21 protein-coding genes and 1 tRNA gene are annotated in these 26,346 nt (G+C 40.6%); 15 read left to right on the top strand and 7 right to left on the bottom strand.

All coding sequences use genetic code 11. The features are described 5' to 3' along the window. Window positions 1-1,881: an FAD-dependent oxidoreductase gene (locus tag WG905_RS17560; RefSeq protein ID WP_339593062.1), complete on the bottom strand. Its 1,881-nt coding sequence runs from the start codon at window positions 1,879-1,881 to the stop codon at window positions 1-3. 373 nt (window positions 1,882-2,254) lie between these two features. Between WG905_RS17560 and WG905_RS17565 the strand changes: the two genes are divergently transcribed. Continuing rightward, window positions 2,255-3,478: an ROK family transcriptional regulator gene (locus WG905_RS17565; protein WP_339593063.1), complete on the top strand. Its 1,224-nt coding sequence runs from the start codon at window positions 2,255-2,257 to the stop codon at window positions 3,476-3,478. A 39-nt stretch (window positions 3,479-3,517) separates the two neighbouring features. On the opposite strand, the gene WG905_RS17570 is transcribed toward WG905_RS17565, so the two are convergent. The 4 genes from WG905_RS17570 to WG905_RS17585 form a co-directional block, all read right to left on the bottom strand. Next, window positions 3,518-4,714, bottom strand: coding sequence for a copper amine oxidase (locus WG905_RS17570; protein WP_339593064.1), 1,197 nt, complete (start codon window positions 4,712-4,714; stop codon window positions 3,518-3,520). 518 nt (window positions 4,715-5,232) lie between these two features. Beyond that, a tRNA-Arg gene (locus tag WG905_RS17575) sits at window positions 5,233-5,306 on the bottom strand. A gap of 99 nt (window positions 5,307-5,405) precedes the next feature. Beyond that, window positions 5,406-5,870: a redoxin domain-containing protein gene (locus tag WG905_RS17580; RefSeq protein ID WP_339593065.1), complete on the bottom strand. Its 465-nt coding sequence runs from the start codon at window positions 5,868-5,870 to the stop codon at window positions 5,406-5,408. Between the two features lie 57 nt (window positions 5,871-5,927). Next, window positions 5,928-6,842, bottom strand: coding sequence for an SDR family oxidoreductase (locus WG905_RS17585; RefSeq protein ID WP_339593066.1), 915 nt, complete (start codon window positions 6,840-6,842; stop codon window positions 5,928-5,930). A gap of 182 nt (window positions 6,843-7,024) precedes the next feature. Here WG905_RS17585 and atpD point away from each other — a divergent pair, with 182 nt between their 5' ends. The 14 genes from atpD to WG905_RS17655 all read left to right on the top strand — a co-directional run bounded on the left by atpD (window position 7,025) and on the right by WG905_RS17655 (window position 23,805). Beyond that, window positions 7,025-8,530, top strand: a complete 1,506-nt coding sequence (gene atpD, locus WG905_RS17590) for a F0F1 ATP synthase subunit beta (protein WP_339593067.1) — start codon at window positions 7,025-7,027, stop codon at window positions 8,528-8,530. A gap of 23 nt (window positions 8,531-8,553) precedes the next feature. After that, a complete protein-coding gene (gene atpC, locus WG905_RS17595; protein WP_339593068.1) occupies window positions 8,554-8,796 on the top strand; it encodes an ATP synthase F1 subunit epsilon in 243 nt (80 codons plus the stop codon). Window positions 8,797-9,316: 520 nt separating this feature from the next. After that, window positions 9,317-10,207, top strand: coding sequence for an aminotransferase class IV (locus tag WG905_RS17600; protein ID WP_339593069.1), 891 nt, complete (start codon window positions 9,317-9,319; stop codon window positions 10,205-10,207). Between the two features lie 26 nt (window positions 10,208-10,233). Further along, the gene (gene ilvD / locus WG905_RS17605) at window positions 10,234-11,940 is read left to right on the top strand and encodes a dihydroxy-acid dehydratase (RefSeq protein ID WP_339593070.1); all 1,707 of its coding nucleotides are present in this window, start codon (window positions 10,234-10,236) and stop codon (window positions 11,938-11,940) included. A 31-nt stretch (window positions 11,941-11,971) separates the two neighbouring features. Beyond that, entirely contained in the window at window positions 11,972-13,711 is a 1,740-nt protein-coding gene (gene ilvB, locus WG905_RS17610) for a biosynthetic-type acetolactate synthase large subunit (RefSeq protein ID WP_339593071.1), read from the top strand. A gap of 7 nt (window positions 13,712-13,718) precedes the next feature. Beyond that, a complete protein-coding gene (gene ilvN / locus WG905_RS17615) occupies window positions 13,719-14,339 on the top strand; it encodes an acetolactate synthase small subunit (protein WP_339593072.1) in 621 nt (206 codons plus the stop codon). A gap of 51 nt (window positions 14,340-14,390) precedes the next feature. After that, window positions 14,391-15,461 carry a ketol-acid reductoisomerase gene (gene ilvC, locus WG905_RS17620; protein ID WP_339593073.1) on the top strand — a complete coding sequence of 357 codons (1,071 nt, stop codon included), beginning with the start codon at window positions 14,391-14,393 and terminating at the stop codon, window positions 15,459-15,461. Between the two features lie 25 nt (window positions 15,462-15,486). After that, window positions 15,487-16,902 carry a 3-isopropylmalate dehydratase large subunit gene (leuC, locus tag WG905_RS17625; RefSeq protein ID WP_339593074.1) on the top strand — a complete coding sequence of 472 codons (1,416 nt, stop codon included), beginning with the start codon at window positions 15,487-15,489 and terminating at the stop codon, window positions 16,900-16,902. A gap of 136 nt (window positions 16,903-17,038) precedes the next feature. Next, entirely contained in the window at window positions 17,039-17,626 is a 588-nt protein-coding gene (gene leuD / locus WG905_RS17630) for a 3-isopropylmalate dehydratase small subunit (RefSeq protein ID WP_339593075.1), read from the top strand. 2 nt (window positions 17,627-17,628) lie between these two features. Next, complete coding sequence (locus WG905_RS17635) at window positions 17,629-19,098, top strand: ATP-binding cassette domain-containing protein (protein WP_339593076.1); 1,470 nt, start codon at window positions 17,629-17,631, stop codon at window positions 19,096-19,098. Further along, a complete protein-coding gene (gene leuB / locus WG905_RS17640) occupies window positions 19,095-20,186 on the top strand; it encodes a 3-isopropylmalate dehydrogenase (RefSeq protein WP_339593077.1) in 1,092 nt (363 codons plus the stop codon). The genes WG905_RS17635 and leuB overlap by 4 nt, the downstream gene beginning before the upstream one ends. A 10-nt stretch (window positions 20,187-20,196) precedes the next feature. After that, entirely contained in the window at window positions 20,197-21,705 is a 1,509-nt protein-coding gene (locus WG905_RS17645) for a 2-isopropylmalate synthase (protein WP_339593078.1), read from the top strand. Window positions 21,706-22,087: 382 nt separating this feature from the next. Further along, window positions 22,088-23,338 carry a threonine ammonia-lyase IlvA gene (ilvA, locus tag WG905_RS17650; RefSeq protein ID WP_339593079.1) on the top strand — a complete coding sequence of 417 codons (1,251 nt, stop codon included), beginning with the start codon at window positions 22,088-22,090 and terminating at the stop codon, window positions 23,336-23,338. A 53-nt stretch (window positions 23,339-23,391) separates the two neighbouring features. Beyond that, the gene (locus tag WG905_RS17655) at window positions 23,392-23,805 is read left to right on the top strand and encodes a hypothetical protein (protein ID WP_339593080.1); all 414 of its coding nucleotides are present in this window, start codon (window positions 23,392-23,394) and stop codon (window positions 23,803-23,805) included. A 187-nt stretch (window positions 23,806-23,992) separates the two neighbouring features. Here WG905_RS17655 and hmpA read toward each other — a convergent pair whose 3' ends face one another. Both hmpA and WG905_RS17665 read right to left on the bottom strand, forming a co-directional pair. Then, window positions 23,993-25,204, bottom strand: a complete 1,212-nt coding sequence (hmpA, locus tag WG905_RS17660; RefSeq protein WP_339593081.1) for an NO-inducible flavohemoprotein — start codon at window positions 25,202-25,204, stop codon at window positions 23,993-23,995. Window positions 25,205-25,339: 135 nt separating this feature from the next. Beyond that, window positions 25,340-26,335, bottom strand: a complete 996-nt coding sequence (locus WG905_RS17665) for an ABC transporter ATP-binding protein (protein ID WP_339593082.1) — start codon at window positions 26,333-26,335, stop codon at window positions 25,340-25,342. Window positions 26,336-26,346: the final 11 nt, after the last annotated feature.

The following is a 26,346-nucleotide window of genomic DNA, read 5'->3' on the forward strand; positions in this document are numbered from 1 at the left end:
TTATTTGTTTATTTTAGGATTGTTTGATTCTAGTAAATCACCATTAAAATCGATCTGCCGGTCAAATGGATGAAGGTATCTATCCAGCAGCACCGCTAATTCCCCTCTTTTTATGGTGTTGCTTTTAGTTTGGTTGTTCTCTTCCTGAAGTTGATGTAAGTCCTTTAAGATGGTTGATCTGTCTTTTGGACTACCTGCTTTAGCAAGCACCTCATTAAAAAATCCGATGTCGAGGTCTTTACCCGAAGCAGCCAAATCTGCCAATTGAGGATAATAAAGTCTCATGCCGGATACAAAATCTGCTTCACTAATGAAATGGTGTGGATAGAACCACATTTGGTTGGCCCATTTATAAGATATACCGGTACCTTTCAAAATCCCAGTGGTTCCTATGCGCTGAATTGCTTTGAAATTACTGTCCTGCGGTTTCACATCGATGAACGGCATCAGATAGGCATTGCTGTTTAATAATGCCGTTTGTACATCCCTGACGTTTACGTTTTCAGGATCGATAGATTTTTGAATGGCTATGGCTGCCAAAGCACCTGCTGCCTGGCCGATGCCTAGAACGACAGGCTGCAACCTGGTTGCACCGGCAACAATGTTAGATACACCGATACTTTTCTCTGCAACAACCAGTCCCTTAACCGAGTTTGAAATTAAAGAACCCAATGGCACATTGTAAGCTGGCACCTTAATTTTCACAAAATCTATAGCTGGTGCTTCAGGGTTTTTTAAATGATGATGGTCTATGGTATAGTCGCCTACCACAACCCCTGTACGGTAATAAGCATGTATTTGCTCATAAGGTTTCGATACATACGGAAGTGTCAGGGATGTAAGTGCGTTTACGCGCCTTGATTCACGGTGATAGGGAATCATAGGCAATTTATCCTTCGTTGGAAATTCGTCATCCGCAATGCCCAGATTTTTAAATCCCATAGCTGTCTGCAAATAATAGACGAAGCGCAGGGTATGAAGTTTTGCTTCCTTAAGCGTTTCCAACCGTTTTTCGGTGCCCATTTCAATGATATTCAGATAAATATCATTACCGTTCTTTGGCCAGTTGATCATATACTTATTATTGGGCAGTTTCCCATAGGTGATCATTTTAGAACAGTCAATGATTGGTGTAGCATCATTTGAAGCAGGATCAGCAACATCACAACTATGCTCGAAAACGGAAGGATCATACCCTTTGGGTTTAGGGATCGTTTTATCCACATTTTTTCCATAATCCTTAAGCACCACTACATAAGTAAGATCCTGAATGATGTTGTTTGCTTTTTCAGGTGCATACTCTTCGCCGGTCTGGTCCCTGCTGTCCATCCCGATTGTATATTTGGCACCAGCAGCGGCCATCACATCACCCAGTTCAGTGGCATCCAGAAGTATTTTACACTCAATGACATACTGCTTCGAGTTCCTGGTCACGTACACGCGCCATTTATCACCATGCCGCTCAACACGACTCCATTTGGATTTGTACCAAATATTAAGCTGTTGATGTGTTGCGAGTTCCTTCAATATCTTGTTACCAACCGACGGCTCAAATAAGGTGTTGCTAACCCAACCTGTTTCTACTGCGGTCGGCCCACCATAATAGTCATAAAGTTTCTGTCTGAATTCCGCCCAAAGACCAGACGGAAGCTGGTGATTGCCATCAATGGCAGAAACTCCTGCCGAAGTTAACATGCCTCCAAGCCATTCTGTTTCTTCTACTACAATCGTTTTTACGCCCATACGTGACGCTTGGATAGCCGCCGTTGTTCCACTGGCTCCACCACCAACAATTAGCAGATCGGTAGCAATTTTTTCTTGTGCGTTGGCAATCGTGGTGGTCAACACGATAACTGCCAGCAGACATTTCAGGTAATACATAGGTTTTGATTGGTCGGAACGAATATAAATTATTTTTTAATAACATAGAATTAATTATTAATTTTTTTTAATAATTTATAAGAACATAACAACGAAGATTTGTTCAGTGGCTCAGGCTCCTAATAGGCTTGAAGAAACAAAATCAACTTGAACATTACCAACAGGTTATAAATTAAATACTTGATATCAATTATTTATTCTGATTTTTACAAAATGACAACGCCCGATTTGACCTGATAAACATCCTAAAAAACTACACTTAGTGGAAATTCCGATATTTATTTGTTCCTAATTCGATAATCTCAACTGAATTCGTCTTTAAAGTTTTTAAATAAACTTAAATACTACACATTAATAACATCACCTCAACACTATGACGTTTTTTGAAGAATTGAACGATGAACAAGCATCTGGAGTAGCTTATAAAAATATCCAGATCAAAAAGTCCATCCTTTCTTACCTGTGTAGCACAGGCAACTCAACCATATCAGAACTTTGTAAAGAATTGAATCTCAGCACACCAAAGGTTACCAATTTAATTTCTGAACTCGTGAGCGACGGACTGGTAGCAGATCATGGCAAACTTGATTCTACTGGCGGGCGCAGACCTAACATATATGGAATGATATCAGATTCCGTATTTTTCCTGGGTGTCGATGTAAAGTATACGCATATTAACTTAGGTCTGACAGATCTGCAAAAGAATCTGGTTCATGTATCACAATTCGTTCCTTACGAATTGAACAACAACAAGGAGTCCCTTGATGCGTTATGTACCTTAATTAAAGCCTTTCTAAAAGAAACAGGGGTCAATAAAGAAAAAATAATTGGCTTATGCGTCAATTTATCTGGTCGGATTAATTACGCTACAGGTTATAGTTACAGTTTTTTTCATTTTAATGAAGAGCCATTAACCAAACACCTGGAGCTGGAACTGGGCATCAAGGCCTTTCTGGAAAACGATTCACGTGCAATGGCGTACGGAGAATTTTGTGCGGGAGCAGTCAAAGAAGAAAAGAATGTTTTATTTCTGAATATAGACTATGGCCTCGGCATGGGCATCATGATCAATAGTCAGTTATATTATGGAAAATCAGGATTTGCGGGAGAGTTTGGCCACATTCCTATATTTGACAATGAGATTATTTGTAGATGTGGGAAAAAGGGCTGCCTGGAAACAGAGGCATCCGGGCAGGCACTGCTCAGGATATTCAAAGAAAAAGTTTCCAACGGATCCTCCACTTCGCTTATTTCGAGGAAAAAAATGAATGCCGAAAATATTACACTGGAAGACATCATACAAGCTAGCAAGAAGGATGACGTACTCGCAATTGAACTGATTGCACAAATCGGAGAAAAACTAGGGAGAGGTATAGCATTGTTAATCAACGTATTTAATCCGGAACTGGTGATTTTAGGTGGCAGCCTTGCCACCACAGACACCTACCTTAGTCTTCCGATGCAAAGCGCTATTAACAAATATTCCCTAAGCCTGGTAAGTAAGGACACGCAAATTAAATTTTCCCAACTTGGTGAGCGGGCCGGCATCATAGGTGCGTGTCTCCTTGTTCGGAATCGACTATTAAACCTCAAATAAAATAAGGGTTTCTCCCCAAAGAGAAGAGAAACCCATATTTTAATTCAAATCAATCGGTACAAAAATAAGAGGCGTAGGTAAACAAGAAGCTCCCGGAGGAGAATACTTTAACTTGATAATTTGCTCTTCACTAGTTTTACCCGGCTTAAATATCTGTACAAGAACAGCTTCCGGTGATTTTTTTGTAATCAACTGGTCTTTTGGCAATTGAATCACCCCTCCAGGAAAGATTCCGGAACTCACTACCATACTGGTAGCCATACCGCCACACCACTGATTATCTGCAGATCGCGAATTCCAGGTCACCAGCGCCAAACCTTTACCATCGGTACTTTTCCACTTTAACTCAATATCATACATTACACCGTAGTTGCCAGCGAGTTTCGCTTCATCACCACTATGACCTTCCTTTCCAATAACCCAGGGATCTTTCACACCATCAGCTACCATTAACTGAACAACACCATCCTTAGTGTCGATAACAGATTCATTATCAACTTTGTAATTACTTACACCAAAGGTACCCCGACCTGCATTGGCATGACCTATCGGCACTACATTTTTAATATTGTTCACCATGTAAGATACCGAAGCGGAAGGTGCCGCCTGCACTACTGATATTTCACCTGGCTGGTCTATCACAAATTCGTAGAAACCATGTACAAGTTCATCAAATTTCACAATATGTTTATCAAGTTTTTCATCAATCAGAATGGATCCACCTGGAGCTACTGTACGAATAACATTTTCGTCATTTGACGTGAAGTAGTCATATAGACCTTGTTTTCCTATTTGAAAATAATTTAAACTTGGTTTCTGAGAAGAATATTTGATCATGCGTACATGCATGGGCGCAGAACCTGTATTTTTTAGCAGGGCAACAATTTTGCGATCAATTTTAACCGGGTCCTTTACACCGTTAACATTATATATATATAAGCGCACAGCCCCCGGTACAACGGGCTCTTTGAGCGCGATTGCTTCGGGAACTCTGATATATTCAGGATCATCAGATATCATAAACTGCGGACCTGGCAATACAATTTTTTTGTAATTAATCTGGTTTATCTTTTCCGTTAAGAAACCAGGAAGTTCCACAATACTACCTTGCTTGGTTTTAAGAATCTCTTTGTCAAGTCCAGGTTTTAATACTTGCGCATCAACTTGCAATACAGCAGCACATAAAAACAAACAGCTCAGGACTGTTTTTCGGTTAATCATTTGGTGTCTTTTCATTTAGTTTAAATTTGGTTAATAGGCTTTGGTGAGCTTATTCTTACTAAGCGCATCAAAAGTAATATTGATGAATTCTTTGACTATTAAAAGTTTGCAACTGGAATATGAAGGGCAAGGGAATTTGAGCTTGATTTAATCGCTGTGGTCTTTGGCCACGTGTAAAATCGTTCCTGAAAAAACAATAAAAAGAAAAGTTGAGAAAAGCCCACACAATTTGCACAAGTTTATTTATTTAAAATTTTCGTAAGTATACAAACATTCTAATAAAATAAAAAAAGTTGTTGAGTTTGTTTTTTTTATTATTTCAAAGTCATTTTCTTTTCGAGCAACTCGTGGCTTAAGAACAAAAGATAGCTATCTCGGAAAATGAGATTTATCAACTGTTTGATATGTTAGCGAAATGATTGGGCAATGAAATTTAGGGAAACAAAGAGACAGCTATTTTATGAGTTGATCCGAAATTCCGCTCCCAAAATCTCATTAACCAAAAAAGCCTCACATTTCTGTAAGGCTTTCTGTGCACTTGTAGGGATTCGAACCCCAAACCTTCTCATCCGTAGTGAGATGCTCTATCCAATTGAGCTACAAATGCTTTTCCCTTTCGTTTAAGGGAATGCAAAAGTAACATTAGAAATTGAATTGACCAACTTTTGCTGATATATTTTTATACTTTTTTAGATAAAAATATCCACTAAGCTTCTACTTCTAACTTAATAGCGTCAAAATCAGGAAGATCACCTGCATTTTCCAGTACTTCTGCAAATTGAATAATTCCATCTTCATCAATCAAAAATGCCGATCTTTTAGATACACCTTTCAAATTAAAGACGAATTCATCATAAAAAGCACCATAAGCCTGGGAAACCTCTTTATTAAAGTCAGACAATAATGGAAACTGATACCCTTCCACTTCTTTAAACTTAGCTAAAGTAAAAGGAGAATCTACGGAGATAGCGATTACCTCAGCATTAATGCCTTCATAATAACCAAAGTTATCTCTTAAAGTACAAAGCTGCGTTGTACAAACGCCTGTAAAGGCCATCGGAAAAAAGTGAATAATTAACTTCTTACCTTTAAAATCATTTAAGGATACTTCTTTCAGTTCTGAACTGAATAATTTAAAATCCGGAGCTTTGTCACCTACTTTTAATGCCATAATTGTTGTTTTTCTGTAAATATAGGATTGTGTCCCATCCCTTGGGTCAAAAAAATCTCATTTTAATGGTAAAGCTTTTACCTGTCTGTCGAGGATGGCCAGGCCTTCTTCGAAACTATGCGGCTGATAATTTAAATCAGCAACGGCCTTATCCAATATAAAACCTGTTTTCAAAGGACGCCCCGCACTTTGACTAAGCGTAGCACTGCTTACCTCCTTTACCAGACTGTCATCAAGGTTCCAATACGCGGCGACTTTTCTCACCAGTTCCACAATGCTCATCATATCCTTGCCGCTGATATGATAAATCCCCCGCGCCTCCTTTTCCACTGCCAATAAACAGGCCTCGGCCAGATCCTCGGCCAAAGTAGGCATCCGCCATTGATCGTTTACCACGTTTAAAGGCTCCGCTTTCTCAAGGGCACCTTTCGCCCATAGTACGATATTGCTCCTGCTCATGTCGCCAACGATACCATACACCAGAATAGTCCTGATAATGACCCAGGGACAAGTGGCCTGTTTAACCAGTTCCTCTGCTGCTGCCTTTGTTTCCCCATAGTAGCTCAAAGGATTTAGTCTCGCCTGTTCATCGTAAGGACCAGCTGCACCATCAAAAATGAAATCTGTAGACAAGTGTATAAATTGTATTTGGTAAGTTTGACAACAAGTGATCAATGTTTTCACAGCTTCCACATTCAGTGCATAGGCTATTTCTTGTTGGGCCTGGCAGGTGTCAACATTAGTCATCGCCGCAGTGTGAATAATGGCATCGGGCCGGTATTTATCGATAACAGTCCTTACATTTTCCGGATCAAGAATATCCATACTGACATAAGTATAACCTTCCTGAAGTGGAAAACGATTGGCGCCACGTGAAGTTGCAATTAAACGATAGTGCTGTGATGATCGGATATTCTCGGTAATTTTCTGACCTAAAAGGCCGTTACTACCTGTTACCAGGATGGTTTTCATCAAAATTTAACGCTTTTAGTGAATGATTTAATACTTACTAAAGTATCAATAAAACACTTGTTGAAAAACTTTTTATTTATATATAGAATATAAGTGGAAAAAACTTAACTTTGCGAACCAAATTACAGGCTTTAAAACAGCCCTTAACATTTTGATATTTATAATTTTACCCAAAACAATATATGCCTAACATTGGAAAAATAGCGCAGATTATAGGACCGGTAGTTGACGTAAGTTTTGCTAACGATGCTCATTTACCTAAAATTTTCTCGGCTTTAGAGATCGAAAAAGAAAACGGACACAAGATCGTTTTAGAAGTTCAACAACACCTTGGTGAAGACCGGGTTCGTGCAATTGCAATGGATTCTACCGATGGTTTAGTTCGCGGTATGGATGTTATTGACTCTGGTGCTCCTATTAAGATGCCCGTTGGTGAGCAAATTAAAGGTCGCTTGTTCAATGTTGTTGGTGATGCTATTGACGGAATCAACACGATTGATAAAACTAATGGCAGACCGATTCATGCTACTGCCCCTAGATTCGAAGATTTATCTACTGAAACTGAAGTTCTTTACACCGGTATTAAAGTTATCGATTTATTAGAGCCTTATGCTAAAGGTGGTAAAATCGGATTGTTTGGTGGTGCGGGTGTAGGTAAAACCGTATTGATCATGGAGCTGGTAAATAACATTGCTAAAGCTCATGCTGGTCTTTCTGTATTTGCTGGTGTAGGTGAACGTACTCGTGAAGGTAATGACCTTTTACGTGAGTTTATCGAATCTGGTGTAATTAACTATGGTGAAGAGTTCCTTCATTCAATGGAAAAAGGTGGATGGGATTTATCTAAAGTTGACACAGAATCTTTAAAAGAATCTAAAGCAACATTGGTTTTCGGTCAAATGAACGAGCCTCCTGGTGCACGTGCACGTGTAGCTTTATCCGGATTAACTGTTGCTGAATATTTCCGTGATGGTGATGGTGAAGGTGCTGGTAAAGATATCCTTTTCTTCGTCGACAACATTTTCCGTTTTACACAGGCTGGTTCTGAAGTATCGGCACTTTTAGGTCGTATGCCTTCAGCGGTAGGTTACCAACCAACTTTGGCAACAGAGATGGGATTAATGCAAGAGCGTATCACTTCAACCAAACGTGGATCAATTACTTCTGTACAGGCCGTTTATGTTCCTGCAGATGATTTAACTGACCCTGCTCCGGCAACAACGTTTGCTCACCTTGATGCAACAACTGTACTTTCACGTAAAATATCTGAGCTTGGTATTTACCCGGCGGTAGATCCATTGGATTCAACTTCGCGTATTTTATCTCCGGCAATTTTAGGTGATGAACATTACAACACTGCTCAACGTGTTAAAGAAATTTTACAACGTTACAAAGAGTTACAAGATATTATTGCCATCCTTGGTATGGACGAGCTTTCTGAAGAAGATAAGTTAACCGTTCACCGTGCACGTCGTGTTCAACGTTTCTTGTCTCAGCCTTTCCACGTAGCTGAACAGTTTACAGGTCTAAAAGGTGTATTGGTAGATATTAAAGAAACCATCAAAGCATTTAATATGATTATGGATGGTGAAGTTGATGAATATCCTGAAGCAGCTTTCAACCTTGTAGGTAATATTGAAGAAGCGATTGAAAAGGGTAAGAAAATTTTAGCTGAAGCAAACGCTTAATTAGAGCGTATATACTTATATATATGACATTAGAAATTTTAACACCAGATAAAAAAGTCTTTGAAGGTGAGGTAACAGCGGTTACCGTACCAGGTACAATGGGATCATTCCAGATTTTACATGACCATGCGCCTATCATTTCTACTTTAGAAGACGGACCAGTAATTATTAAAAGCAAAACCGACAGCCAGACCTTTGTGATCAAAGGTGGAGTTGTAGAGGTTTTAAAAAACAAAATTATTGTTTTAGCCGAAGGTGTTGCTTAATCTCTGATTATTAAAAAATATAGCCCTTCTGATTTCGATCAGAAGGGCTTTTTTTATGATCAAAAAAAACACTGGTTTTTTCAAAGTTTTTTACCCCTCTCCATCATTTTACGCCGAATTCCTTAAAAAGTAGTATGCCTGCATAAGATCAATACCGAATACCAAAATCATATTCGGTATAGTTTTAACCATCAAATGTATTTAGAGAGGCTATTCTACAAAATATAAAATACAATAACACATATTCTGCCAAATTATATTTTTTTAAAAAATATTTCGACTAACTATTGCTATCCAGCCTATCAAAAAGTAAATTGGTTTTATAGAAATTAATTAAAAACGATTACGAATGAACACTTCAATTACAGGCATTAATAATGTGATTATTAACCTAAACTTACTGCTGCTAATCCAGGAGTATAAGGCGCTGTAAAAGAATATTTGATAAATATAAAAAGCGCCTTCAAAAGAGGCGCTTTTTTGATAAGAAAAAAAACAAGAACGAACTATACGCAAAACCATGCAATACTATAATGATAAAACAGTACTTTATTTAAACGGATCAATCGTTAAGGCCACTGCGGCCAGTACTGATTTATACAGCCAGTCTATGCATTATGGTTATGCTGCATTTGAAGGTATCAGGGCTTACAACACACACAATGGTACCCGTATTTTTAAAGCTAAAGCACATTTTGAACGCTTAAAGTATTCCTGTGAAAAAGTTAATATTCCATTCGGTTGGGATATTGATGAACTGATCAGAGAATCTTATAAAGTATTAGCATTGAATAACTTAAAAGATGCTTACATCCGCCCCTTGGTTTACTGCGACGCAAACATGAGCCTTTCAGAACCCAATGGTGTATCTATCATGATCTGTGCATGGGACTGGGAAACCTACCTGGGCAGCAAACTTTTAAATGTGGGCATCTCCAGTTACCAAAGGCCTAATCCTAAATCTGTACCAATAGATGCTAAGATAAGTGCTCACTATGTAAATTCTATTCTTGCCTCTACTGAGGCGAAGAAAAGAGGTTTTGATGAGGCCATTTTGCTAGACATGCACAATAACCTGGCAGAGGCACCGGGTGCCAATCTTTTTCTTGAAAAGAATGGAAAACTTTATACGCCAGCATTAGGACATATTTTACCTGGTATTACACGCAGAACGGTGTTACAGCTTTGCAGAAGGCTCGATATTGAATGTATTGAATCCCAATTAACGGTGGAAGATTTAAAAAATGCAGACAGTGCATTTCTATGTGGTACGGCAACAGAAATCGCAGGTATCCATACTGTAGAAGATGTTGTATTGCCGCTCAAGTGGGTGGATAGTGTAGGCGCCATCTTACAACGCACTTATAAGTGCTTGGTATTAGAAAAACAAAATTACGAAGTAATCATATAATAAATAGATTAACCAGATCATATCAAATGTCACAAACAACTGAAGTCACCGAAATTAACCGATACAGTAAAACCTTCACACAAGATCCTACACAACCAGGCGCACAAGCTATGTTATATGGAATTGGCCTTACAGATGCCGATTTTGACAAAGCACAGGTCGGTATAGCCAGCATGGGCTACGATGGTAATACTTGTAATATGCATTTAAATGATTTGGCGAAAATCGTAAAAGATGGCGTATGGAAAGAAGGAATGGTGGGCTTAACTTTTGGTACTATTGGAGTGAGTGATGGTATGTCTAATGGAACAGACGGTATGCGTTATTCCTTGGTTTCAAGGGATGTTATAGCAGATTCTATTGAGACAATTTGCGGCGGACAATATTATGATGCCGTTATTGCCCTTCCTGGTTGTGATAAAAACATGCCCGGATCTATTATTGCCATGGGTCGTTTAGACCGCCCGGCGATTATGGTTTATGGCGGAAGTATCCACTCGGGAAAATACAAGGAGAAGACATTGAATATTGTATCTGCTTTTGAAGCTTTGGGTGAGAAATTGGCAGGTAATTTATCAGAGGAAGACTACCAGGGTATTATCAAACATACCTGTCCCGGAGCAGGTGCTTGTGGGGGTATGTATACAGCAAATACCATGGCTTCTGCAATTGAAGCTTTGGGCATGAGCTTACCTTACAGCTCTTCTTATCCGGCATTGAGTGAAAATAAAAAGCAAGAGTGTCTTGAGGCTGGTAAAGCCATTAAGGTATTGCTTGAAAGAAATATCCTTCCGTCACAAATTATGACCGAAAAAGCATTTCATAATGCGATTGTAACGGTCATGATTTTGGGTGGTTCTACCAACGCTGTATTGCACTTAATTGCGATGGCCAGATCTGTTAATATTACTTTAAAGCTGGAAGATTTTCAAAAGATAAGTGATAAAACACCTGTTCTTGCTGATTTGAAACCTAGCGGAAGTTATTTAATGGAGGATGTCCATGAAATTGGTGGAATCCCTGCTGTTTTAAAATACTTGTTGAAAGAAGGTTTAATCTATGGCGATTGCCTTACTGTTACCGGAAAAACACTTGCTGAGAATGTGGCTGATGCTATCGATTTAGATTTCGACCAGCAGAAAGTGATTTTGCCAGTTACGAATCCTTTAAAGGAAACTGGTCACTTGCAAATGTTGTACGGAAATATTGCTCAATTAGGCGCGGTAGCTAAAATCAGCGGTAAGGAAGGTGAAAAATTTGAAGGCCCTGCAAGGGTATTTGATGGCGAGAAACAATTAATTGCCGGCATCCAAAGCGGCAGAGTTCACCAGGGCGATGTGGTTGTCATCAGACAGGTTGGTCCTAAAGGTGCTCCGGGTATGCCGGAAATGCTGAAACCTACTTCCGCCATTATTGGTGCAGGCCTGGGTAAATCTGTTGCTTTAATTACGGATGGTCGTTTTTCTGGAGGTACCCATGGATTTGTTGTGGGCCACATTACGCCAGAAGCCTGGGATGGCGGTAACATCGGGCTGATTAAAGACAATGACATCATTACCATTGATGCCATCAACAATACCTTAAATGTGAACATTACGGACGAAGAACTGGCCGCACGCAGAGCACAATGGAAACAACTCCCTCCTCCTGTAAAAAGCGGCGTGCTGTACAAGTATTTAAAACAAGTAAGCAATGCCAGTGAAGGCTGCGTAACTGACGCATATACTGATTAACAAAATTGAAAAACACCTAAAATACAATAAAATGGATATAGCACAAACGGAAGCAACCACCTTAACCGAGCCTTTTAAAAATAAAAAGGTAACAGGTTCCGTAGCTTTATTAGAAGGGCTAATTGCTGAAGGTACGGAAACCATTTTTGGTTATCCCGGCGGAGCCATCATGCCCATTTATGATGCTTTGTACGATTACAAAGACAAGTTAAACCACATTCTGGTTAGACATGAGCAAGGCGGCATTCATGCAGGACAAGGGTACGCCCGTAGTTCTGGAAGAGTCGGTGTCGTTTTCGCTACGAGTGGTCCCGGGGCAACAAACCTGGTTACTGGTCTAGCAGATGCGCAGATAGACAGCACACCTTTGGTCTGTATTACCGGCCAGGTTTTCGCCAGCTTATTGGGCACTGATGCTTTTCAGGAAACCGATGTGATCAATATCACTACACCGGTTACGAAATGGAACTTCCAGGTAACTGATGCAACAGAAATTCCTGCTGTACTGGCTAAGGCTTTCTATATAGCCAGAACCGGCCGTCCAGGACCTGTTTTGATTGACATCACAAAAAATGCACAATTGCAGGTTTTTGATTATGAAGGGTATAAGCCTTGTGATCATATCAGAAGTTACAGACCTAAACCAAATGTTCGCAGGTCATATGTAGAACAAGCTGCTGCATTGATCAACAGTGCTAAAAAACCGATGATCATATTCGGACAAGGGGTTCTTTTGGGCGAAGCAGAGCAGGAGTTTAAAGCTTTTGTTGAAAAAAGCGGAATCCCTGCTGCCTGGACTATTCTAGGTGCGGGCGCTATTCCAACAGATCATCGTTTAAATGTAGGTATGGTTGGGATGCACGGAAATTACGGCCCTAACGTTCAAACCAACTCTTGCGATGTGCTGATTGCCATCGGAATGCGTTTTGATGACCGCGTAACCGGCCGTTTGGATAAATATGCCAAACAGGCTAAAATCATCCACCTGGATATTGATCCGGCTGAGATCGATAAAAACGTGTTAGCCGATGTACCGGTTTGGGGCGATTGCAAAGAGACCCTGCCTATTTTGACCGAATTGGTTGAAAAAGGAAACCATGAAGCCTGGCTACAAGAGTTTAATGCTTTTGCGAAAATAGAAGATGAAACTTTAATTCAAAAGGAACTTAATCCGGGTACGGGTGAGTTAACCATGGGTGAAATAGTGAACCAGTTGAATGTGCTTACCAAAGGAGAGGCAATTATTGTAACTGACGTAGGTCAGCATCAAATGGTTGCCTGCCGCTACGCTAAATTCAATAATACCCGCAGCAACGTTACCAGCGGTGGCTTAGGCACCATGGGTTTTGGCTTGCCGGCTGCAATAGGTGCTAAATTTGGTGCACCTGACCGTACGGTAGTTGCCATTATTGGCGATGGCGGTTTTCAGATGACTTTGCAGGAATTAGGTACGATTATGCAGTTTGGGGTAGATGTGAAGATCATGATTTTTAACAATCAGTATCTGGGAATGGTGCGCCAGTGGCAGCAATTGTTTAATGACAAGCGTTATTCATTTGTAGATATCACCAGTCCTGATTTTGTGAAACTTGCTGAATCTTATTATATCCCTGGTCAGAAAGTTGTCGAACGCGAAGACCTGATCCCTGCGATTGAAGCCATGCTGAACCACAAAGGTTCTTACCTTTTGGAAGTCATGGTCGCTAAAGAACATAATGTATTCCCTATGGTTCCTCAAGGCTGTAGCGTAAGTGAAATCAGATTAAAATAATACGATCATGACCCATAAAAATGATATAGACGGGGCTAACCCAAAGCAGGAATTCACCATTACGGTATATACTGAAAATCAGATCGGTTTATTAACCCGGATTGCCATTATATTCTCGAGGAGAAAGATCAATGTAGAAAGTTTAAATACTTCTCCTTCTGAAATTGAACACATCCATCGTTTCAATATCGTTATCCATGAAACAGAAGAGGTTGTACGTAAGCTTGCCCGCCAGATAGAAAAGCAGGTAGAAGTTTTAAAGGTGTACTACAATACCAACGAAGACATCATCTGGCAGGAACTGGCCTTATATAAAGTTCCAACAGAGGCTGTTGTAGAAAAAGTACTGGTTGAACGCTTATTGAGAGAAAACGGTGCCAGAGCGGTAGTAATTCGCAAGGATTATACAGTTTTTGAAACTACTGGTCACCGCGAAGAAACGGACAAGCTGATAGAAGTATTGCAGCCTTATGGCCTTATAGAATTTGTAAGAAGTGCCCGCGTAGCCATTATCAAGGATAGCGAGGGCTTCAATGCCAAATTAAGGGAATTTGAAAGAAAAGAACCCGGACAGGATGTGGCAGAGAACGAATACCTGGACAAAAAACACAATGTATTTACCATGTAGTAAGCTTGCTTACTGCTTTATAACAATCAATAAAACCAATTTTAAAAGATTATGGCAAAATTAAATTTCGGCGGAACAGAAGAAAATGTAGTAACGCGTGAAGAGTTTCCGTTAGCAAAAGCGCAGGAAGTATTAAGCACAGAAACTGTAGCGATCATTGGCTATGGCGTTCAAGGTCCTGGACAAGCTTTAAACCAACAAGATAATGGCATTAATGTTATCGTTGGACAACGTAAGAATTCTAAAACATGGGATAAAGCGATCGCTGATGGTTTTGTACCAGGTGAAACACTTTTCGAAATTGAAGAAGCCTTAGAGCGTGGTACCATCATTTGCTATTTGTTAAGTGATGCGGCACAAATTGAACTATGGCCAACAGTAAAAAAACACCTTACTCCAGGTAAAGCATTATATTTTTCCCATGGATTCGGTATTACCTTCAATGAACAAACAGGCATCATTCCACCGGCAGATGTGGATGTATTTTTGGTTGCCCCTAAAGGATCAGGTACCTCTTTACGTCGTATGTTCTTACAAGGACGCGGCTTAAACTCCAGCTATGCTATTTTCCAGGATGCAACAGGTAAAGCTTACGACAGGGTAATCGCTTTGGGTATTGCTGTAGGTAGCGGATATTTATTCGAAACTGACTTCAGAAAAGAAGTTTTCAGTGATTTAACTGGTGAGCGTGGTACTTTAATGGGCTGTATCCAGGGTATTTTTGCTGCACAATATGATGTGTTGCGTGCCAATGGCCACTCCCCTTCTGAGGCTTTCAATGAAACAGTTGAAGAATTAACACAAAGCTTAATGCCATTGGTAGCAGAAAATGGAATGGACTGGATGTATGCCAACTGTTCTACTACTGCGCAACGTGGTGCATTAGACTGGTGGAAAAAATTCAGAGATGCTACTAAACCAGTTTTCGAAGAATTGTATAATAGCGTAGCTACAGGTAAAGAATCTCAGCGTTCGATTGATTCAAACAGTCAGCCTGATTACCGTGAGAAGCTGAATGCTGAACTGGCAGAACTTCGTGACAGCGAATTATGGCAGGCAGGTAAAACAGTACGTAGCCTACGTCCTGAAAACCAAGCAGCAGAAAAAGAAACTCAAGCTTAATCATAAAACTTTTAGATGAACCCTTATGGGAAAAACATTAGTTGAAAAAATCTGGGATGCCCACGTCGTTAAAAGCGACGAGGGTTTCCCTGATATTTTATACATAGACACTCACTTTATTCATGAAGTGACTAGTCCGCAGGCATTTGATGGTCTTCGCAAAAGAGGTTTACCTGTTTTCAGACCAGCACAAACTGTGGCTACGGCAGATCATAATGTGCCTACTTTAAATCAGCATCTACCGATCAAGGAAGAACTTTCGCGTTTTCAGGTGGATATGCTGACAAAAAACTGCGCAGAATTTGGCGTAGAACTTTATGGCCTCGGCCACCCTTTCCAGGGTATTGTCCATGTAATCGGACCAGAATTGGGCATTACCTTACCGGGTGCCACTATTGTTTGTGGCGACAGTCACACCTCTACACACGGTGCATTTGGTTGCATCGCCTTTGGGATAGGTACATCCCAGGTTGAACAGGTTTTAGCAACGCAATGTTTATTGCAGCAAAAACCCAAGACCATGAAAATTGAAGTTAACGGAGATCTTGGCAAAGGAGTTAGTGCCAAGGATATCATTTTATATATAATAGCGCAAATTTCTGCTGCTGGTGGTACGGGCTATTTTATTGAATATGCCGGTTCTGCTATTGAGAAACTGAGCATGGAAGCCCGGATGACCATTTGCAACATGAGCATAGAAATGGGCGCCAGAGGTGGCTTAATTGCTCCTGACCAAATTACTTTCGACTATGTGAATGGTAAGGAATTTGCCCCTAAGGGTGAAGCATGGGATAAAGCATTGGCTCATTGGAAAACTTTATACAGTGATGCTGACGCCAAATTTGATAAGGTATTAACTTTTGATGCCGCTGACATTGAACCAATGATCACTTATGGTACCAACCCAGGTATGGGCATGGGCATTAGTCAGCATATTCCTTCAACAGCTAACCAGACGCCGTCGGAGCAACCGTCTTTCCAGAAAGCTTTAGATTATATGGGCCTGGAAGGTGATGCATTGATGCTGGGCAAAGCTATAGATTATGTTTTTATCGGCAGCTGCACCAATTCCAGGATGGAAGATCTTCGTGAGGTAGCTGAATTTGTGAAAGGCAGACAAAAAGCAGAGAACGTTACAGTTTGGATCGTTCCCGGATCGAAACAAATTGAACAGCAGGCCATCGCTGAAGGATTGGATAAAATATTTGAGGCTGCAGGTTTCCAGTTACGTGAGCCGGGATGCAGCGCTTGCTTAGGGATGAACGAAGATAAAATCCCCGCAGGAAAATACTGTGTTTCTACTTCCAACAGGAACTTTGAAGGCAGACAAGGACCAAATTCACGCACTTTCCTTGCAAGTCCGTTAACAGCTGCCGCAGCAGCTATAACAGGCAAGGTTACAGACGTGAGGGAATTATTAAAAGAGACAGCGGTTTCTTAATTCGTCATACTGAATTCGTCTCAATAAATAGATCCCGGAACAGGTCCGGGATGACGACAATAATCAGCGTGACGACAATCCTCAGCATGGCTGAACTAAATGACAGCTTAATTTATAAAAAGCAAATTATATACAGATGAAAAAATTTGTAAAATTAACTTCCAGGATGGTTCCCTTGTCAATTGAAAATATTGACACGGATCAAATTATTCCTGCAAGGTTTTTAAAAGCGACGACAAGAGAAGGTTTTGGTGAGAACTTGTTTTGCGATTGGCGCTATGACGGCGACAAGCAAGAAAAAGCTGACTTTGTTTTAAATAACCCGCTATATAAAGGTGAAATATTAGTGGCTGGAAAAAACTTCGGTTGCGGCAGCAGCAGGGAACATGCAGCCTGGGCAATACAGGACTATGGCTTTAAAGTGGTCATCAGCAGCTTTTTTGCAGATATTTTTAAAGGCAATGCCCTGAATAATGGCCTGCTACCGATCCAGGTATCTGATACTTTCCTTCAAAAGATTTTCACTGCCATCGCAAGGGATCCGGAAACACAATTATTGGTTGACTTGCAAGAACAGGTTGTTGAACTGCAGTCGACATTAGAAAACGAATCTTTCGAAATAAACGCCTATAAAAAATCATGCCTGTTGAATGGCTATGACGACATCGATTTCATTCTAAATCAAAAAGAAGCCATCGAAAACTTTGAAAAGAAAAGTGCCTAATAATGACTGAACCTTTTGTCCACATAGAGAACCTGAGCTTAAAATTCCGCAAGAATGTGGTTTGGGCTGATTTGTGCTGGAAGATAAACAAAGGGGAACAGTGGTTACTGACTGGCGCCAGTGGTAGTGGAAAGACTGCATTGGCAAAGGTAATAGCAGGCTTAATGCATACCAGGGGATCAGTCCAGGTGAATTATGAAGGTAATTTACCGGCAAGAACTTTATATGTTGCGCAATGGTTCTCTTTTAAAGATAAACAAGGCAAAGCTGATTTTTATTACCAGCAGCGCTATAACAGTACCGAATCAGAAGATTGCAATACCGTTTGGGAAGAGATCAGTTCTTATTGTTTGAAGTTAGGGAAACCTGAATCAACGGGATTGGCTATTTTAAAGAATTTCGAGCTTTCACACCGTAAAGACGCCCCTTTAATTCAGTTATCCAGTGGTGAACATAAAAAATTGCAGTTAAGCAAAGCTTTATTATTGCAGCCACAATTGCTGATCCTGGATAATCCTTATACCGGATTGGACACTAAAACCCGCAGCAACCTGAATACATTGATTGCGCAGGCTTGCAAAAACGGGATGCAATTGTTGTTGATCAATAATGATGGAAATGAACCTGAATGTATCAGCCATTACGCCCGGTTAGAAAATGGCAGGCTTCATTTTTCTTCCGAAGCTTCAAAGGAAACAGGAAACACCCCTCCTGTTTTAGCTGCATTTGACTTGCCGGCATTTTTACAAACAACACCTGATGAACTTGAAGAACTGGTCAGCTTAAAAAATGTAAATATAAAATATGGCGACCATTTAGTTCTTGACAACATGAACTGGACCGTTAAAACTGGGGAAAAATGGTTATTGCATGGACCTAACGGTTCTGGAAAATCCACCTTACTGAGTTTGCTGACGGGTGATAACCCCCAGGCGTATGCGAATGAAATTCACTTATTTGGCAAAAAGAGGGGTACCGGAGAAAGCATCTGGGATATTAAACGCAATATTGGCTTTATTTCCCCTGAATTGCAATGGTACTTTGAACCCAATTCTACGGTGTTTCAAACCATCGCCTCTGGCTTTTTTGATACCGCAGGGCTTTTCCGTCAGGTAAGTCATGCCCAGGCCGAAAAAGTAACGGAATTAATGCAGCTGCTTGACCTGGCAGCAGAAGAACATGCTTTGATAACGCAACTTCCACTTGGAAAACAGCGATTGACATTTTTAGCCAGGGCAATTGTTAAAAACCCACCGTTGCTAATTTTAGATGAACCTTGCCAAGGTTTAGATCAGCAACAAACCAGGTTATTTAACCATTTAGTCGATGCCCTTTGTACAGGAAACAGATCGCTGATTTATGTAGGGCATTATGAAAATCGTTTACCCGACTGTATCGAATATCGCCTCGGCTTAAATAAGGGCATCACAACACACATTGAACACCACATAGAACAGGAAATTACAACATGAAGAAAAATATATTAGTTATACCCGGAGATGGAATAGGCCCAGAAGTAACTTCCTGGGGAAAAGCAGTTTTAGAAAATATTGCTGCAGCTTTTGGTCATGAATTTAGTTTTGACGAAGCTGAAATGGGTCATGTTGCTATTGAAAGCACTGGCAACCCACTACCGGATGTAACGTTAGAGAAAGCAAAAAGCAGCGATGCGATACTTTTTGGTGCGGTTGGCCATGCTAAATATGACAACGACCCTTCCTTAAAAGTAAGACCTGAACAAGGTTTATTAAAGATCAGGAAAGAACTGGGCTTGTATGCTAATTTACGTCCAATCCTGTTATTTGATGAGCTGCTAAATGCCTCTAGTATTAAACCCGGCATCCTGAAAGGAACAGATATCCTGTTCTTCAGGGAATTAACGGGCGATGTTTATTTTGGAGAGAAAACCCGTTCTGAAGACCGAAATACCGCTTCAGACTTAATGATATACCACCGCTATGAGGTAGAGCGGATTGCTCATAAAGCATTCCAGGCGGCCATGCAACGCAGAAAGAAATTATGTTCGGTAGATAAAGCCAACGTATTGGAAAGCTCCAGGCTCTGGAGGGAAACCGTACAGGAAATCGCTAAACAATATCCTGAAGTGGAAACTGAGCACATGTTCATCGACAATGCAGCAATGCAATTGATTAAAGATCCTAAACGCTTTGATGTTGTATTAACAGCAAACCTTTTTGGAGATATCTTAACAGATGAAGCCTCACAGATTGCAGGCTCCATGGGAATGCTCGCTTCCGCCTCTATTGGTGACGGAACAGGATTCTTTGAACCCATCCACGGCTCAGCACATGACATTGCTGGTAAAAACCTCGCTAATCCGCTTGCATCCATCCTATCGGCCGCGCTCCTGTTAGAAATCAGCTTTGGCTTAAAAGACGAAGCTAAGGTAATCATTAACGGCGTGGACCAGGTTTTAAAGGAAGGCTACCGTACTCCTGATATTGCAGATGACACCATTGACCCAGCTAAAATTCTAGGTACTGAGGAGATGGGCAAGCTCGTCTTGAAATTTATTACACAATCTACAATTACCCATTAATCCAAAAGATATGTTACACGATCCAAATAGAGTTTATGTATTTGATACCACCCTTCGTGATGGAGAGCAAGTACCAGGTTGCCAGTTGGCAACGCATGAAAAGGTTGAAATCGCTAAAGCATTGGAAGCACTGGGTGTTGATGTGATTGAGGCTGGTTTCCCCATTTCAAGTCCGGGCGACTTCCAAAGTGTGGTAGAGCTTTCTAAGGCTGTTCAATATCCTGTCATTTGTGCTTTAACAAGGGCTAACAAAGGTGATATTGATGCCGCGGTTGCTGCCTTACAATATGCAAAAAGACCACGTATCCATACAGGTATCGGTGCATCGGATATGCACATCAAATATAAATTCAACAGCACGCGGGAGGCCATCCTCGAGCGTGCTGTTGAAGCTGTTAAATATGCCAAACAGTTTGTAGAAGATATTGAGTTTTATGCCGAAGACGCTGGTCGTGCAGATGACATATTTTTAGCACAAATGGTTGAAGCGGTTATCGCTGCAGGTGCTACTGTAGTGAACATTCCAGATACCAACGGCTATTGTTTACCAGATCAATACGGGGCTAAAATCCTGTACCTTAAAGAACATGTAAAAAATATTGATCAGGCTATTATTGCTGTTCATTGCCACAATGACCTGGGCCTGGCAACCGCAAATACTTTATCCGGTATCATGAATGGTGCCCGCCAAATTGAATGTACCATTAACGGTATCGGTGAGCGTGCAGGTAATACTGCACTGGAAGAAGTAGCGATGATTTTAAAAACGCACCACGCCTTAAACCTTCACACCAATCTCAACACCAAACACTTTAGTGATATCAGTGCCATGGTGAGCAGAATGATGCGTATGCCTGTGCAGCCTAACAAAGCCATCATTGGTCAGAATGCTTTTGCCCATAGCTCTGGTATCCACCAGGATGGGTTTTTAAAACACAGGGAGAATTATGAAATTATGAACCCTGAAGATGTTGGCATCGACAAGGCAGATATTATTTTGACTGCACGTAGTGGCCGCCATGCCTTGAAACACCATCTCGAGCGCCTGGGCTATAGCGATGATCGTCTTAACCTTGATCATGTCTATGAGCGCTTCTTAGTGATGGCAGATGCAAAGAAAACGATCACTGATGATGACTTGCTTTATTTAATGAGTGATGGAGAAGACAATCCTTATAAAAATGGTTACAAACTTAACCTCTTGCAGGTTGTCTGTGGAGATCCTGTAAGCCCTACGGCTAACATTGTCCTGGAATTTAATGGGGAAGAGCATGAGGCCATGGCTAAAGGCAACGGACCTGTTAATGCGACCATCAAAGCCATCGATAGTATCATTGGGAAATCTATAGAACTTAAAGACTTTACCATCCAGGCTATGCATGGTGGTAGTGACGATGTGAGTAAGGTAAACATGAAGATTACCCATGATGGTAAATTTTATGTAGGCTATGGTTTCAGTACAGATATCGTAAAAGCCTCGGCCAATGCTTATTTGGATGCAATAAATAAATTTTTATAAGAATAAGGTTTTATCATAAATGAGTCCGTCATGCTGAATTCAGTTCAGCATCTAATTTAAAACAAAGTTTGACGCTTTAAGATCCTGAAATTAATTGATCCCGGCACGGGTCCGGGATGACGGTGAAATTAAATTATGATACAACCATCATTAAAGAACAAACAATATAAAGATGAATGTGAAGGAACATTGGATCTAGGGTGCATCTACCATGTAGATCATGGTAGATGCACCCTAGATCCAATATCAGCTGATGATAACTTCATCACCATTTGAAGAACAAACCATACTCTAATGAAACCATCATAAGCTTGCCACTTACAAATCGCATCAAACAAGCTTATGATAGCTTCATTTCCATTGAAGAACAAACTATACTCAAATGAAAATAGCGAATGAAGTAGAATATGATTTTCTGGCAGCAGCAAAGAGAATCAGCGATACCGTGAAGAGAACGCCTCTGGAATACAATGCAGGACTTTCTGAAAAGTACAATGCACGTATTTACCTGAAGCGGGAGGATCTGCAGGTTGTTCGTTCGTATAAATTGCGTGGTGCTTATAACATGATCAGCACCCTAAACGAACAACAAAGAGCAAGTGGTGTAGTTTGTGCCAGTGCAGGCAACCATGCACAGGGCGTGGCTTATTCCTGTAAGAAACTGGATATTAAAGGGGTCATCTTTATGCCGGAGATTACGCCGAAACAAAAGGTGAAACAAACAGAAATGTTTGGTAATGGCAACATCAGAATTGTACTTGTTGGTGATACTTTTGATGATTGCATGAAAGAGGCTATCCTATATACGAAGGCCCACCAGATGACATTTATCCCTCCTTTTGATAATGCTAAAATCATTGAAGGTCAGGGTACCGTGGGTGTAGAAATATTCGAAGACTTGCCGGATATAGATATGGTGCTGATGCCTATTGGTGGCGGAGGTCTTGCTTCCGGGGTCGGAAGTTACCTCAGATCGGTGAAACCCTCAGTTACACTTATCGGCGTTGAACCTTTAGGTGCCCCTTCCATGAAGCAAGCCCTGAGTAATGGTGGTCCAATTACCTTGGAAACGGTGGATAAGTTTGTTGATGGAGCCTCTGTAAAAAGGGTTGGCGACTTAAATTATCGTCATTGCAATATTCTTCTGGATGACATGTTATTAATTCCTGAAGGTAAAGTTTGTACCACCATCTTAAAATTATATAATGAGGATGCCATTGTGGTAGAACCGGCAGGTGCGTTATCGGTAGCCTCTCTTGACCAGGTAAAACACCTGATTGAAAATAAAACCGTGGTTTGTATCATCAGTGGAGGTAACAACGATATTGAGCGCATGCAGGAGATCAAAGAAAAGTCATTACTTTTCGAAGGATTGAAACATTACTTCATTATTCGTTTCCCGCAGCGACCAGGTGCCCTTAAACGTTTTGTTAATGATGTTTTAGGGCCGCATGATGATATTACCCGTTTTGAATTTATTAAGAAAACTAACAAGGAAAGCGGACCAGCATTAGTGGGAATTGAATTGGCACAAGCCGCTGATTATGAATCACTGTTGAAAAGAATGGAGGAATTTAATTTTGAATATATCGAACTGAATAACGATAAAACCTTATTTGAATACCTGGTTTAGGGCTTTTGCATATTGTGGCAATATATTTGCTTAACGAGTACTAAACACGCAATATGAAAAAAGGCTTTTTACTCCTCCTTTGCATCGCTACACTAGGGTTGGCATCATGCAAAAAAGAAACGATTATAGATTCAGGCTTGCCAAATGAGACTATAGAAACGGTAATTAACCCATCTGACTGGCAGTCAATTGAAGGCGGAACTCGTTTAACCACAACGATCAACATGCCGGAACTTAATGAAGAGGCTTTTGCAAATGATGGGGTAATGGTATATATTTATCCTGATAATTCAGTTAACGAATACAGGCAATTACCGATGACATTTGACGGACAAGCTTATAGCTACTCAGCAAGGCCTGGTTTCATCACCATTGATATACAAACCAGTTCCGCTAATGGAACACCAGCACGACCTGCTGTGCCAACCGGCTTAAGGGTTGTCATCGTGACTTCCACTTTAAACTAAAACAACATTCAAACAACACAAAAAAAGCGACAATACCTCAAGAGGTATTGTCGCTTTTTTTGTACGACGTGCTTTTAAGAAGCTGAACAATCATCGGTTCCATTGTTGCAACCTAAGCTTTTAGAGCATTTACATCAGCGGGTTTCTTACTCATGTTCAGAGATCTCGATTATTCGAAAATCGTTTTTTAATTAAGATTAAGCAATTGAGGTCCAAACTCTTCAAATAAAATCGACTCTTTATCCACTCCCATCGCAACAAGATCTTTGTACTGTTTCTGAATGAAAATCGATGGTCCGCATAAATAATACTTCGTACCCGGTTCGCCTGAAAATGATGGTAGCTGTTTGATGTCTAAATGTCCTTCCAAAATACCTTCCTGTTTATCTTCTTCGGTGAGGTCATTATAAAAGATGTGCTTTTCCACATTAGCCTTTGATTCGGTAATGGTTTCCAGCTGCTCTTTAAACGCGTGAACTGAACTGTTTCGGCAACCGTGCAGCCAGGTTATAGGAAACGAATAATTTTTATCTACTAAATGTTGCAACATACTGATCATCGGGGTCAATCCTACTCCCCCACTGATTAACATCACCGGACCTTCCATCTTTTCTGGTAAAGTGAAATTTCCAGTTGGTGCAGTTAATTCAACGAGATCACCTTCATTAACAAAATCATGGAGCCTGTTGCTGATCAAACCATCAGTATTAAGTTCAGCACCTTTTTCTTTCTTCACGGAGATACGGTAGTAATCTTGTGCAGGTGTACTGGAGACACTGTATTGCCTGGGTTGTTTTAAGCTCAATTCAGGCAAGTAAAGTCGTAAGCTGATAAACTGACCAGGAATGTGTTGCATTACCTTCCCACCGTCTGCTGGATATAAATAGAAAGATGTGATTTCAGCAGATTCAATTTCTTTCTTCCCTACTTTAAATGGACGCCAACCTGTCCAGCCATTCGTTTTTAAGGTTTGTTGTTCATATAAGCCTGCTTCATGACCAGACATCAATTTCGCCAGCTGCGCGTAGGCGGCCGACCAGGCATCTACGATCTCCGGCGTTGCAGCCGCTCCCAGCACTTCCTGTATAGAAGCGATAAGGTGTTTTCCAACAATCAGGTATTGTTCCGGACGAATATCTAAACTCACATGTTTATGTCCAATGCGGTCTACTGTAGGTGCCAGTACAGCCGGATTTGCGATATTTTCAGCATAAGCTAAAACAGCCATGGCCAGTGCAGTCTGCTGTTTTCCATTTTGCTGGTTTCCCATGTTAAATAAGTTCTTAAGCTCAGGATTATGTGTAAACATCCTATTATAGAAGTGTGTAGTCAGAAGTACACCGTTTTCCCTTAATACGGGTACAGTAGCTGTAATCAATGCTTTTTGTTCACTTGTCATATTAGATCTATCTTAATTCAATAGTCCAAAGTTACAGTTAATCAATAAAAGACAAAATCATCTTCTATTAATATATCAAATACAGCTTGAATATTACAACAAAGTGACTTCAAAAAAACAGATTGACTTCTTAAATTACTGGAATGTTAAAAACTTATTGACGTATGCCTGGATATGGTCATTCTTTTTATGTTCACCGCGATTAAGTTGTATCGCCCTGATCCTTACACCGTTCCTTTCCAGCAGTAGTTCTTCATAAAAGCCTTTATAGTATACATCTTTTACTTCGAACCTTCTGCTGCTCATGGAACTTTTCAATTCTATCCATTCAGGATAAAAAACAACCTTTTTACCGGCACTATGTAAGCCCAGCTTTTCAGCCGAAGCTGAAGACAAGGCGTTAGCGTTACCAAGCAACTGGGCAGTATAAACACTGGAAGGGTGGTTATAAACGTAAGAAGGCTCTCCCTGTTGTATAAGCTGGCCATCTTTGATCAGCAACAACTTATCGGCAAGGAAAAGTCCATCGGCAGGATCATGGGATACCATGATGACAGTAACACCTGTATCGGCAACAATTCTTTTGATATCCGCACGGAGTTGGTTTTTGAGCAGTGCATCTATCTGGCTAAATGGTTCATCGAGCAACAACACAGCTGTATCACTGATCAGGGCTTTTGCAATGGCTACCCGCTGTTGCTCCCCTCCGCTTAGCTCGGTAATCTTTTTATCCTTTAAATGAACAATGTTCAGGTGTTGCATCATCTGCAAAGTTTTCTCCTGCTTTCCTTTAACATCTGTATTGGAAAGCATTGATGCAATGTTATCATAAACCTTGGCATAAATATTCAATGAAAAGTCTTGGGTAACCATTTTCATATCCTTATGTCCGGGTATCAATTGTTCATCCGGTCCGGCAACTCTTTCTCCGTTAAAAAGCACCTGCCCGGCATCCACCTTGAGCAAGCCATAAATACATTTCAACAGGGTAGATTTTCCGCTTCCGCTTTCTCCAAGTATGGCAACAATCTGTCCTTGCTCAATATCAAAACTGATATTGTTTACCCCCGAGACTGGTGTGCTTTGATATTGTTTCGTTAACTGCTGTACGCTAATGACCTGTTCCTTCACTTTGGTAAAGG

This window comes from Pedobacter immunditicola (genome assembly GCF_037482985.1).
Taxonomy (GTDB): domain Bacteria; phylum Bacteroidota; class Bacteroidia; order Sphingobacteriales; family Sphingobacteriaceae; genus Pedobacter; species Pedobacter immunditicola.